General features: G+C 45.7%; 4 protein-coding genes and 1 pseudogene. 4 read left to right on the top strand and 1 reads right to left on the bottom strand.

Annotated elements, in window-relative coordinates:
• On the top strand, positions 1 to 369 hold a 369-nt coding region (locus V7Q33_RS03845), incomplete at its 5' end, for a hypothetical protein (protein ID WP_333818955.1).
• 343 nt (positions 370 to 712) lie between these two features.
• Here V7Q33_RS03845 and rho read toward each other — a convergent pair.
• Positions 713 to 2338 (bottom strand): transcription termination factor Rho, encoded by a 1626-nt coding sequence (rho, locus tag V7Q33_RS03840; RefSeq protein ID WP_333818954.1) that lies wholly within the window; start codon positions 2336 to 2338, stop codon positions 713 to 715.
• A gap of 285 nt (positions 2339 to 2623) precedes the next feature.
• On the opposite strand from rho, the gene serS reads away from it, so the two are divergent.
• The 3 genes and pseudogenes from serS to V7Q33_RS03825 form a co-directional block, all read left to right on the top strand.
• Positions 2624 to 3898 carry a serine--tRNA ligase gene (gene serS / locus V7Q33_RS03835; protein ID WP_333818953.1) on the top strand — a complete coding sequence of 425 codons (1275 nt, stop codon included), beginning with the start codon at positions 2624 to 2626 and terminating at the stop codon, positions 3896 to 3898.
• A 322-nt stretch (positions 3899 to 4220) separates the two neighbouring features.
• Positions 4221 to 5258, top strand: a complete 1038-nt coding sequence (locus tag V7Q33_RS03830) for a nucleoid-associated protein (protein ID WP_331983895.1) — start codon at positions 4221 to 4223, stop codon at positions 5256 to 5258.
• 379 nt (positions 5259 to 5637) lie between these two features.
• A pseudogene (locus tag V7Q33_RS03825) lies at positions 5638 to 6933 on the top strand (S9 family peptidase); the annotation flags it as partial.

Here is a 6933-nt window from a genome sequence, read left to right as displayed (position 1 = left end):
AGTTATATGAAAATCACCGTTCCGCCCGATGTTCTCACGGTTCGTCTTCCGGGTGAAGCCGAACTTGCCATTGTTATGATCCGCAAAGAGCTCAACAGTCGCAGGGCTGTATACCATTTAGAGCAGGCCGGTTTCCCGGTCGCTATACCTGCCTACAACTTTCGCGATACCGTGCTGGAGCTTGTGGGGTTTACTGATCCTTCCGATCAGTTGTGCCAGTGGTATGACTCCCTGCTGGAACAATACGCACGCACAACCGATACGGAAGTAGTCAGTGACTGCTCACGCCAGGCGTTCGAGTTATATCTCGATCTTGCAACTGTCAGGCGCACGCTGCACAGCCCATCCGACACAGCGCGGCCCTCCTGATGCTATACGGTAGGGAAATTTGGCGCTCCTGGCGTGTAAGCGTGTTGAACATACTGCTATCGTTTGGCCGTTGAAACATTTCTTTCCGAAGGCGGGGATTTAGTTTCCGAAGGGTAGGATTTTGTTTCCGAAGAGAGGGAGGATTAGAAAATTGGAAGATTGGAAATCCAGTGGCACGGAGTTACACAAAGGGAAGACACGAAGTTGCTCAAAGGGAAAGGCAGGAGGTATACTGTTTTTCAATTTTTCAATCTTCTAATTTTTCAATTGCATAAAAAAAGAAAGAGCCGCTCCTTTAACGGGAACGGCTCTTTAAAATTATAGCGGTATATCTGCGATTGGACTACCCGTTCATGGAGAGCAGGAACTCTTCGTTGGTGCGGGTGCCTTTCATTTTACCTTGTAAAAATTCCATGGCTTCTACGGAGTTCATGTCAGACATAAACTTGCGCAGTATCCATACGCGTTGCAGTTCTTCTTCTTTCATGAGCAGGTCTTCGCGGCGTGTGCCCGATGCCGGTACATCCATAGCAGGGTATACGCGTCTGTTGGCCAGCTTGCGGTCGAGCTGCAATTCCATGTTGCCGGTACCTTTAAATTCTTCGAAGATAACTTCGTCCATCTTCGAGCCGGTATCGATCAGAGCGGTAGCGATAATGGTGAGTGAGCCACCGTTTTCAATTTTACGGGCCGCACCAAAGAAGCGCTTCGGCTTGTGCAGTGCGTTGGCATCCACACCACCGGAAAGTATTTTACCGGACGATGGCACCACGGTGTTATAAGCTCGTGCGAGACGTGTAATAGAGTCGAGGAGAATCACTACATCGTGTCCGCATTCTACCATGCGCTTTGCTTTTTCAAGCACAATGCTGGAAACTTTCACGTGGCGCTCGGCCTGTTCATCGAATGTAGAAGCAATTACTTCTGCATTTACGCTGCGCGCCATGTCGGTAACTTCTTCCGGGCGTTCATCGATCAGCAATACGATCAAATATACTTCCGGGTGATTTTGTGCAATGGCGTTCGCTATATTTTTCAGCAATACAGTTTTACCGGTCTTGGGTTGTGCCACAATCATACCGCGCTGTCCTTTACCGATAGGCGAGAACAGGTCGAGTATACGGGTAGACATATTGTCGGGTGTAGTGCTGAGCTTTAGTTTCTGCTCGGGGAAGAGTGGCGTGAGGTATTCAAATGCCACGCGGTCGCGGATCTCTTCGGTAGTTTTGCCGTTAACGGATTCAACTTTTAAGAGTGCGAAATATTTTTCACCTTCTTTCGGCGGGCGGATCAAACCTTTTACGGTATCACCGGTTTTGAGTCCGAATAATTTTATCTGCGATGGCGATACGTAAATATCGTCAGGGCTGGCCAGGTAATTATAGTCTGATGAGCGGAGGAAGCCGTAGCCATCCTGCATAATTTCGAGTACGCCTTCGTTGCTGATGGCGCCATCAAACTCGCGTATAGAGGCAGCCCGCTGATGATGCTGTTGTCTTTCGGGCATGCGGTCGTGGCGCGGCTCTTCATTAATAATGATATTTTCGATATCGCTGTCGTCAGCGTTGTCTTCAAAATTTTGAGGAGCAGACGATGAGGAAGAAGAAGCAGGCGAATCGAAATCGAGATTTATAGAGTCGAGTAATTCATCAGAAGTAAAGTCGGTTTCCGCTTTTGCAGGCGGAGGCGGAGTTGAAACAGCGGGTGCTACATTTTCGCGTCTGCGCGGGCGCATTTTGCGTTCAGGCGCAGCAGCGTTGGTGTCGGTAGATTCAGCAGTTTCGGGAGCAGCAGTAACGGCGGCTTTTTTGGCGGGGGCAGATGTGTCGCCAGATACAGCTTGTTGATCGAGGATTTTGTAGATGAGGTCTTGCTTGGAGAGCTTCTTGGCGTTCTTTACGCCCATATCCTCTGCGATTTCTTTTAACTCAGAAAGCAGCCTGACATTCAGGTCGTCAATAGTGTACATGAGATTTAAAAATGAATGATTTAGTTAAAAATGATTTGTGAAATTGGTTGTGGTGATCAGCAAAAAGCGCTGAATAGTAACGTCCATGAAAAACAGATAACTAGAGAACAAAAATTTAGTAAAGAGTCCGGATTTATATTCAGAGGGCTTGAGATAAAAGCCGAATGACATTGCAAGTATAACCCAAAATTAAAAATTATCAAATGGTTAAATATTTTTATTCAAATGGCAAAAGCTCAACCCGATCAAAAAAACTAATTTTGGAACCCTTAAAAAATCATACGCATGCTACAAGTAGCCGTCATTCGTGAACAAACCGAAAAAATTATTCAGGGTTTGAGTAAACGAAATTTTAAAGATGCACAGACACTCATTCAACAGGTGCTCGAAAATGATCAGTTACGCAGAGATACCCAGAAGGTACTTGATGAACTGAAAGCTAAATCGAACAGCGATGCCAAAAAGATTGGCGAGTTGATGAAGTCTGGCAAGCAAGATGACGCTACTGCTTTACGCGCTGCTGTTGCCGCCGATAAAGACAAAGTAAAAACGCTGGAAGCAGAACTTGATACATACGAGAAACGACAGCTTGAATTGTTGTATAAGGTCCCCAACGTTCCACACGAGCAAGTACCGGCCGGTGTTGGTGCAGACGATAATCTTAACGTATACCAGCATGGAACAGTTCCGCAGCTCGACAGCGATGCACTGCCGCACTGGGAGCTAATTAAGAAATACGACATCATCGATTTCGACCTGGGTATAAAAATCGCCGGTGCGGGGTTTCCGGTATATAAAGGCAAAGGTGCGCGGCTGCAACGTGCACTCATCAATTTCTTTTTGGATGAAGCTGCACGTCTGGGCTATCGCGAAATACAACCACCCATTGTGGTGAACGAAGCTTCCGGCTACGGCACCGGGCAACTACCCGACAAGGAAGGACAAATGTACTTTGTGAATGAAGATGGTTTATACCTGATTCCTACTGCCGAAGTACCGATCACAAATTTATACCGCGATGTATTGTTGCAGGAAGATGAACTGCCAATCAAAAATGCAGGCTATACACCCTGCTTTCGCCGTGAAGCAGGAAGCTGGGGTGCGCACGTGCGCGGGTTGAATCGCCTGCATCAGTTCGATAAAGTAGAGATTGTGCAGGTACGCAAGCCTGAAGATTCATACCAGGTACTGGATGAAATGTGTGCTCACGTACAAGGTTTGCTGGAGAAACTGGAATTACCGTATCGTAAATTATTACTCTGCGGTGGCGACATGGGCTTTAATTCTGCCATGACCTACGACATGGAAGTATTCTCTGCTGCCCAGCAACGCTGGCTCGAAGTAAGCTCGGTAAGTAACTTCGAAACATTCCAGGCCAACCGCCTCAAGCTGCGCTATAAAAACAAGGAAGGTAAAACACAGTTGCTGCATACACTCAACGGAAGCGCACTGGCATTACCCCGCATCGTAGCCGCTATACTGGAAAACAACCAGACCAAAGAGGGGATCCGTATTCCGAAAGTGCTGGTACCGTATACGGGCTTTGATGTGATACAATAGCTGCGAGCTTCTGGCTACCAGCTGCTGGATGATATTGCTGAGGGGACGTGTTTGTTTAATAGAAATGTGTCGGGTGGATTAGTTGTGAGCTTCAAGCTACTGGCTGTTAGAGGAGTGGGAGTGATCGGATTCAGTGTGCTTGAAAAATAAAAGAAAAAAATTCCGCATGAAGCCAAAGCTCCAAATCACCGGCATCGAACCGTTGGAAGCAGCTCGTAAAATAACAATTACCTTCCAGCAGCTCGAAGCTAGCGGCTAGCAACTATTTATAGTATTCTTCAATAGTAAACGGAACGCGGATAACGTGTAACCTATAATAAACATGATAGATTCGGAGTTTGCGCAGATACGTGAGGTGTCTGCTCACTATATAGGTAATCGTGCCAATGGCGATTCGCTGCGACTTTCGGAAGCGCCGATTGAGGTGGATGACGAACGTATACAGCAGTTACTGCGTACATATTTTCTCTCCAACTTCGGTACGCCTGCGTTTTATACGTTTACGTTCTCCAACGAAGACTTCAAGCTGAACCCTATATATCAGTTTGCTTCACAGATATTTAAAGAGCCGGGCTCGTTTCACGAGAACTCAGTAAACCTGGCGAAGCATTTATATGAAGCCACGCAACACCCCAACATCAAGCCGGGCGAACTATATATAGCCTACTTTCAAAGCGTGGAAGTGCAGAACGACAATGTAGAGGCGATTGGTATATTTAAGTCGGAGAACAAAGAGAATTATTTGAAACTCTCGCACCAATTCAGCCTGCATGCCGATGAAGGTATAAATGTAAAAAAGCTCGACAAAGGCTGCCTGATCTTGAATCGCGAAGAAGACGAAGGGTATAAAGTGTTGATTGTAGATAACATCAACAAATCGGATGCGCATTTCTGGAAGCACGACTTTCTGAATATAAAACCACGGTCGGATGCGTTTCATCATACGCAGAACTTCATGCAGCTTACGAAGCAGTATGTGGAAGATCAGCTTTCAGAAGAGTTTAGCGTATCGAAGGCCGATAAGATCGATCTGTTAAATCGTTCGATGGAATTTTTCCGCTCCAATGAAGAATTCAGTAAAGCTGATTTCGAAGTAAATGTACTTGGAAACGTAGATGTAATTGAGTCGTTCCGAAATTTCGGCAATGACTTTATGGCCAACAATAACTTTGACGTGATCGACCACTTCGAGATATCGGCACAAGCAGTAAAGAAACAGGCACGCATATTCAAGACTGTATTAAAGCTCGACAAGAACTTTCACATCTATATACATGGCAACCGCGAGCTCATCGAAAAAGGCTTCGATGAAGTTACGGGCAAACACTACTACAAGCTATATTTTGATAATGAAAGCTGATGGAAATAGCTGCGAGCTGCTGGCTGCGAGGTGCTGGAAGGTAATCATCATTTTACGGCTTCTTGAAATGGTTCGATGCTGGCAGCTTGGAGGTTGGGCCTCATCCCTTCCCTTCTCCAAATGGAGAAGGACAGTAGAATTTTTTTGTTTTTGATTTTTTAAGCGCACCTTAATCCCATCGCTTCCACTCCTCTGGCAGCTAATCCACCCCGGCACGTTTCTACTAACGAACACGTTCCCTCAGCAACATCGTCCAGCAGCTGGCAGCTTGAGGCTCGCAGCCAATTATTGACTCCACCAGCCACGTTGCCGTTCGTCCTAAGTTTGTTTGGTATGGATAAACGGGAAAGTGTATTTTGAATCATTAATTAAGGATTGTATGAAAATTCAAACACGTTTACCGGTAACTTGCCTGGCGTTGATAACGCTGGCGTGTTCAACGAAGAAAGAAGAGACAAGTATGAAATATCCAGAAACCAAGAAAGTTGACTCAGTCGATACATTCTTTGATGTAAAAGTAGCAGACCCCTACCGTTGGCTTGAGAATGATACAGCCCAGGAAACTGCTGAATGGGTAAAAGCGCAGAATGAAGTTACGTTCGACTTCCTCGCGAAAATTCCTTATCGTGAAACGGTAAAGAAACGCCTTGAGCAGGTATATAATTACGAGCGCCTCAGTGCACCGTTCAAAGAAGGAGAATACTACTACTTCTATAAGAATGATGGATTGCAGAACCATAGCGTTCTATACCGTAAGAAAGGGGAGGACGGAACACCCGAAGTTTTTCTGGACCCTAATACTTTTTCGAAAGATGGTACAACAGGATTGTCGGGTATATACTTTACAAAAGATGCATCGCTTACCGCTTATCTTATTTCAGAAGGGGGATCAGACTGGCGCAAGGCTATCGTGATCAGAACGGCTGATAAGTCGGTGGTGGAAGACTCGCTGCGCGATCTCAAATTTACCGGCATAGCGTGGAAAGGTAACGAAGGTTTTTATTATAGCAGTTACGACAAACCGAAAGGCAGTGAGCTTTCATCGAAGACACAACATCATAAATTATATTATCACAAGCTCGGCACGCCACAGCGTGAGGATAAACTTGTATTTGGTGGCGAAGAAACTCCGCGCCGGTATATCGGGGCAGGACTTACCGAAGATGAACGCTTCCTCATCGTATCAGCCGCCACCAGCACAACAGGTAACGAACTTTATGTTCAGGATTTGAAAGACCCGAAAGGTAAACTGGTAAACCTGGTAAATAACTTCGATAACAACCATAGTGTGATTGATAATGATGGCTCGCGACTCATCATTCAAACGAACCTCCATGCTCCGAACGACCGCATTGTAGAAGTAGACTTTGCAAACCCTGCACCGGATCATTGGAAAGATATTATACCGGAAACTGAAAATGCATTGCAGGGAGTAAGTACAGCCGGTAAAAAATTATTCGTGAACTATTTGAAAGATGCGAGTACACTCGTCAAGCAGTTCGACTATCATGGTAAGCTGGAGCGTGAAGTAGAGTTGCCGGGTATAGGAACCGCCGGTGGCTTTGGTGGCAAGATTGGCGATAAGGAAGTATATTATTCGTTTACATCGTTCACGTATCCCACTTCTATATTTAAGTATGATATAGCTTCGGGTAAATCTACTCCGTATGAAAAA

This window comes from Ohtaekwangia sp. (assembly GCF_036786105.1).
Classification (GTDB): Bacteria; Bacteroidota; Bacteroidia; order Cytophagales; family Cyclobacteriaceae; genus Ohtaekwangia.
Note: the sequence above shows the minus strand (reverse complement) of the source record. Positions and strands in the feature narration are given on the sequence as shown.

Coding starts and splice junctions, on each gene's coding strand:
- rho (WP_333818954.1), bottom strand. CDS start 2,338: ATGTACACTATTGACGACCTGAATGTCAGGCTGCTTTCTGAGTTAAAA.
- serS (WP_333818953.1), top strand. CDS start 2,624: ATGCTACAAGTAGCCGTCATTCGTGAACAAACCGAAAAAATTATTCAG.
- V7Q33_RS03830 (WP_331983895.1), top strand. CDS start 4,221: ATGATAGATTCGGAGTTTGCGCAGATACGTGAGGTGTCTGCTCACTAT.